The organism is Peptoniphilus sp. BV3C26, assembly GCF_000478985.1.
Lineage (GTDB): Bacteria > Bacillota > Clostridia > Tissierellales > Peptoniphilaceae > Peptoniphilus_B > Peptoniphilus_B koenoeneniae.
Map to the genome: position 1 here is coordinate 1 of NZ_AWXB01000033.1, position 5,361 is coordinate 5,361.

At 29.4% G+C, this 5,361-nt stretch carries 4 protein-coding genes; 3 read left to right on the top strand and 1 reads right to left on the bottom strand.

The features are described from left to right. The first annotated feature begins 258 nt into the window (after positions 1-258). The gene (locus HMPREF1253_RS02990) at positions 259-1,890 is read left to right on the top strand and encodes a MutS domain V protein (protein WP_023055283.1); all 1,632 of its coding nucleotides are present in this window, start codon (positions 259-261) and stop codon (positions 1,888-1,890) included. A gap of 60 nt (positions 1,891-1,950) precedes the next feature. On the opposite strand, the gene HMPREF1253_RS02995 is transcribed toward HMPREF1253_RS02990, so the two are convergent. Then, on the bottom strand, positions 1,951-2,625 hold the full coding sequence (locus HMPREF1253_RS02995; protein ID WP_081696570.1) for a GntR family transcriptional regulator: 675 nt from the start codon (positions 2,623-2,625) through the stop codon (positions 1,951-1,953). A gap of 149 nt (positions 2,626-2,774) precedes the next feature. Here HMPREF1253_RS02995 and dpaL point away from each other — a divergent pair, with 149 nt between their 5' ends. Together dpaL and HMPREF1253_RS03005 are read left to right on the top strand one after the other, a co-directional pair. Further along, a complete protein-coding gene (gene dpaL / locus HMPREF1253_RS03000; protein ID WP_023055280.1) occupies positions 2,775-3,977 on the top strand; it encodes a diaminopropionate ammonia-lyase in 1,203 nt (400 codons plus the stop codon). Between the two features lie 15 nt (positions 3,978-3,992). Further along, positions 3,993-5,348, top strand: coding sequence for a sodium:alanine symporter family protein (locus HMPREF1253_RS03005; protein WP_023055282.1), 1,356 nt, complete (start codon positions 3,993-3,995; stop codon positions 5,346-5,348). Positions 5,349-5,361 lie beyond the last annotated feature (13 nt).

The window sequence follows — 5,361 nt, forward strand, 5'->3', positions numbered from 1 at the left end:
GGACGTTAGGGACAATCGCAAGTCCATTAGTCCCCCTCGCGTTACATATGTAAAATAAAAAATGAGAAAGAATAAATGGAGAAAAAATGTATGTTGAAAAAATTTTAAAATAAAAATGCTCCACGTAAAGCGTAAAAAAATAATTTATAAAAAATTGAATTTGTTCTCCAACATTAAACACGCGGACCGCCCCATGCATAACCGCAAAAATTTACAACCTCTATTATTATTATGATAGAATTAAACAAGAGGTGAAAAATGGAACAAGAATTTTTAATGCTATTAATACTTATATCTGGAATAATTTTGGCAATGTACCTATACAACTTTTATCAATCTCAAACATATGACAAAGCCCTTAATCAAATTGCAAAAGATTCCTGGAATAAAAAAAGAGAAATAAAAAGAAATTTTAAAACCATAAACTTTTTAATAGACAATAAAGAAAAAGTTGACAGTATAAGCTGGAATGATTTGGAAATGGATAAATTTTTTTCCTATTTTGACAGATCATTTTCAATCTTAGGTAGACAGGCCCTCTATAAAAAGCTCCATGAACTAAATTATAATCAAGAAGAAAAAAACATTAGAGATGAAATAATAAATAACAAAGACAAAGCATCGAAACTGGGCAAATTATTTTTAAAATATGGAAGGCTTGACAGGGAAGACTTCTTCGACCTATTAAAAAACGGAACGGATGCAAGTAAGATTTTGCCCCTAAAAATTCCAATTTATCTTTTGTCTATTGGTCCACTTATGTCAATTCCCATATTTTTTATAAACAAAGGCTTTGCTATTATGTTTTTATTTGCAATAGTTTTGACAAATATTTTTTTAAACATGAAAATAGAAGACCTGGTTGCGGGAAAGACAAAATCTTTTTCTTACATAAGAAATTTAGTAAGTTTAAGAGAACAAATATTAAAATCTGACCTGAAAATGGGCGGCTTAATAGAAAATTTAAAAAACTATGAACAAGTTTCAAAGCAGATAAAAAGCAAAATGGGAAAATTTTATGTTAAAACCGGTTCCGATTCGGACATAGCATATATAATATTAAATTCTTTATTTTTATTTAAAGCAAGACTTCTATACAAAACCACAAAATTAATAAATGAAAAAATAAATGAAATAAATGAATTATATAAAAGCCTTGCAAAAATAGACATGGAACTGGGGATAGCCATAGCCTACGAAGATCTTAAAGATAAATGCATTGTGGAATTTACAGATAAATATGAATTTATAGGAGAAAAAATCCATAATCCCATTTTATATTATAGGGGAAATAGCGTGGCAAACTCCTTTGATTTTAAAGAATCAATACTCTTAACGGGTTCTAACGCATCGGGGAAGAGCACTTTTTTGAGGACTTTTGGTATTAATTTAATCCTTGCCATGTCCTTAGGTTTTGCCTTTGGAGAAAAATTTACCCTGCCAAAGAAAAATATTTATTCGGCAATAGACATAAAAGATTCCATAGAAAGTGGTAAATCATATTTTATGGCTGAAACCAGCGCCATAAAAAGGATGATAGATAATGAAGACGGAATTTACATTTTAGATGAAATTTTTAAAGGAACAAACACCATTGACAGAATTTCGGCGGCTCTTTTCACCTTAAAATATTTATCCAAAAGAGGTTTTGTAATAGCGGCCACTCACGACATTGAGCTTACAAGGCTTGCAGAAGGCTTTAAAAACTATCATTTTGAAGAAAATATAAAAGATGGAGATATTTTCTTTGACTACAAACTCAAAGAAGACTACGCAAAAACAAGAAACGCCATAGAAATTTTAAAAATAAATGACTATCCTGAAGAAATAGTAAAAGCCGCAAAAGAATTTTCTTTAAACTTAGAAAAAGAAAAAGAAAAGATAATATAAAATAAAAAAAGGACAAACTCAAAATTTTAGAGCTTGTCCTTTTATTTTTTACATAAAACATTATTTTTCAAGATTTTTTATAGCCTTTAAAGATTCTAAAGAATCTTGCCAATTATTTTTAAGATTAATAAGACTTTGTTCCAAATCTCTTTTTTCAAGACTTTCAATGATCTTTTCATGACCACCAAATGAAGTCATCTTATGTTCCACCTTTTCGTAATAACAAAATTCAATTCTTTGTATTTTTTTCTTTAAACCATCTAAAATATTTGAAAGTTCAGAATTTTTAGCAGAATCAATAATGATTTTATGAAACATATAATCACAATCTACAAATTTTTCAAAATCATTAGAGCTTATAGTATTCATAAGTTCATCATTATATTTTTTAAGTAAAGAAATTTCCTGATCTCCTATATTTTTAAAACCCTCCTTAAGAGCTAAAATTTCAAGAGTAAAAACCAAAGGATAAATTTCTTCAGCTTGCTTTATATTAACAGGAGCAATGACAGTTGATTTGTTAGCATTGGAAATAATAAATCCGTCATTTTCCAGCATTAAAACAGCTTCCCTCACAGGAGTCCTGCTTACATTAAGTTCATCAGCAATATCATTAATATTAATTTTTTCATTTTGTTTTAGCTTACCAGTCACAATCAGATGCAATAAAATTTTATAAACTTCATCCTTTATAAAAGTTCTGTTAATTACATTATTCTTTAACAAAATCAACACTCTCTTTCTTTATCATAATAATCATTTTACAACAAAAATAAAAAAATTTCATGGGAAACGCTTGACAATAATAAAAAAAGCTTTATACTGGTATGTAATATATTACATACCAGTATAAATATAAATTTATTTTTTGAGGAGGAATTATTATGGATGACAAAATAAAATTTATAGGCAAAAGAAGAAAAAATGAAGAAAAAATTAATATTGATTTTTTAAATTATGAAGAGGTTAATAAAATAATTAAATTTCATAAATCTTTTCCACAATATAAAAAAACTCCATTAGTTGAACTTAAAAATTTAGCAGAAAAATACAAAGTAAAAGATATTTATGTGAAGGATGAATCTTATAGATTTGGCTTGAATGCTTTCAAAGTTCTTGGTGGCAGTTATGCAATAGGCAGGTATATTGCTAAAAAATTAGGTAAAGATATATCTGAAATAACCTTTGATTATCTAATTAGTGATGAAGTAAAAAACAAATTAGGAGATATAACTTTTATAACTGCAACTGATGGAAATCATGGAAGAGGTGTTGCTTGGACAGCTAATCAACTAAAACAAAAATGTATTGTATATATGCCTAAGGGAAGTGCAAAAGAAAGAGTAGAAAATATAGCGTTAGAAGGGGCTGAAGTAACTGTTCAAGATTTGAATTATGATGAGTGTGTAAGACTTGCAGATGAAAATGCCAAAAAAAATGGTTGGGTGATGATCCAAGATACTGCTTGGGATGGATATGAAGATATACCTAAGTGGATAATGCAAGGCTATATGACAATGGCGTTTGAATCTTATGAAGATCTAAAACAAAAAAATTTAAAGCCGAGTCATGTATTTTTACAAGCAGGAGTTGGTTCTCTTGCAGCTGCAGTTACAGGATTTTTTTCTAACATATATAAAGATGAAAAACCAATAATTACAATAGTAGAACCTAAAAATGCAAATTGTATTTTTAGAAGTATTGAAGAAAATAAAAGAATTTGCGTTGATGGAGATATGCAAACAATAATGGCTGGATTAGCATGTGGAGAGCCAAATACCGTAGGTCTAAAAGTCTTAATGTCTTATGCAGAAAATTTTATAAGTGTGTCTGATGAAATAGCAGCACATGGGATGAGAGTTTTAAATGCGCCTTTATCAGGCGATGTACGAATAATTTCAGGAGAAAGTGGAGCGGCTCCATTTGGAACTGTAATGAAAATTTTAGAAGACAAATCTCTATCTTCCATAAAAGAAAAACTAAAAATTGATGAAGATAGCATAATTTTATTTTTTAGCACTGAGGGAGATACTGATAAAGAGAATTTCCAAAATATTGTATGGAATGGAAAATATCCAAATTTATAATAAGGAGAAATTAGTATGTTTGAATTAATTTGGTCAAAGATTTATAGTATTACGGACTTTTTATGGGGAATCCCACTAATGATTTTAGTTATAGGAGTAGGGATATATTTAACATTTAAAGCAAAATTTTTTCAGATATTGCATATTAAAATGTGGATTAAACTTACACTTGGTCAACTTTTCAACAAAACAAAAAAAGTTGAAGGGGATGGACAATTGAACTCTTATCAAGCCTTAAGTGCAGTATTAGCAGGCACTGTAGGGAGTGGAAATATTGCAGGAGTTGCAGCAGCAATTGCTGTTGGAGGTCCAGGATCAGTTTTTTGGATGTGGCTGATAGCTATTTTTGGCATGGCTACAAAAATGGCAGAGGTTTCTTTATCTGTAAAATATAGGGTAAAAGGATTAAACGGTGAATATTATGGTGGCCCTATGTATTATATGAAAAAAGCTTTAGGAAAAACTGGAAGTATATTAGCCTCAATTTATGCTATAGGTCTTTTAATTTTAGTTTTAACAGATGCTTGTTTTGTACAAGCTAATACTCTTGCAACAACTGCTAAAGATGTTTTTAATATTCCCTTAATATTATCTGGAGTTTTATTAGTTGCTATTAGCTTAGCAGTAGTATTGACAGGAGGAATAAATAAGATTGGAGCTTTTTGCGGAAAAATTGTTCCACCTATGATAATAGTATATATAATTGGAAGCTTGTATGTAATATTTACTAATATTTCTAATGTTCCATCAGCAATTTCATCTATTTTTAAATATGCTTTTCAGCCTGCTCCTGCGATAGGTGGTTTTGCTGGTGCAACAATAACTTTAGCAATGGCCAGGGGAGCATCAAGAGGTATTTTCTCTAATGAAGCAGGAGAAGGAACTGCAGCAACCGTACACGCTACTGCTATAACAGATCATCCAATACATCAATCAATGTTTGGAATATTAGAGGTATTTATTGATACAATAATTATATGCTCATTAACGTCTTTATCTATACTTGCAAGTGGTGTTTGGAGCAATGGAAATACTGGAGCTATACTAACCTTTGATGCTTTTAGAAGTGCGTGGGGTTCAATAGGTATTTATGTCTTAGGAATCGCTGTAATTTTATTTACATATTCATCATATTTGGGATTTTATGTTGAATTTAGAACAAGCGTCGCCTACTTATTTGGTGAAAAAACCGAAAAATATTTAAAGTGGATATTTTTTATAATGCCTTTGATAGCTGTAACAATGGAAATAGAAAAAATATGGGATATGGCTGATATGGCAGTTGGGTTTATTGTTATACCAAATTTGATAGCATTGGTATTATTAGGAAATAAATTTTCTAATCTTATTAATGAGTATTTAAAAAGATAAAATAATAAAAAAA